Annotated in this window: 1 rRNA gene; it reads right to left on the bottom strand. The window is 40.0% G+C overall.

Annotated elements, in window-relative coordinates:
• Positions 1–318 precede the first annotated feature (318 nt).
• Positions 319–436: ribosomal RNA gene (gene rrf / locus ACTNA4_RS16135) — 5S ribosomal RNA — on the bottom strand.
• Positions 437–500 lie beyond the last annotated feature (64 nt).

The raw sequence follows: 500 nt of genomic DNA, 5'->3' as shown, positions 1-500 counted from the left end.
TTTTCTCGAAGTGTTAGTTAATTGTTACTCTTAAGAATAACAATCACCTCGGATGTCTTTCTCTATATATTTGAGAATTGATTTTCTTTGTATGCAGTTTTCAAGGTACATTGCATAACAGATCATCTGTTATGTATTTTCTGACTGATGTTATCAGTCATTAAAAACCAGAAATCTTATTTCTAATCTTTAATCACTGGTAAAACCAGCTATCATTAACAGCACTGCCCTGCTGATTGGGTTGACCGCAGAATCCCCTCAGACTCTGTGTCTGTATCTATATGAACTTCGACGGCGAATCCGTCTTATTTTTTGCAGTTCTGGCGGCCACCTGCTCTCCCACACCGTCTCCAGTGCAGTACCATCGGCCGCTTAGGTCTTAACCATCATGTTCGGGATGGGAACGGGTGTGTCCCCTAAGCGCATCGCCACCAGAAATATTCTGTTATCTTTTTGATAACTAAACAATAGAAACAACCCTTACTTTTCTTCCTTAGAAA

The sequence above is a fragment of the Bariatricus sp. HCP28S3_A7 genome (assembly GCF_052066375.1).
Taxonomy (GTDB): domain Bacteria; phylum Bacillota; class Clostridia; order Lachnospirales; family Lachnospiraceae; genus Allocoprococcus.
The sequence above is the reverse complement of the archived record's forward strand: the minus strand, read 5'-3'. Positions and strand labels throughout refer to the sequence as shown.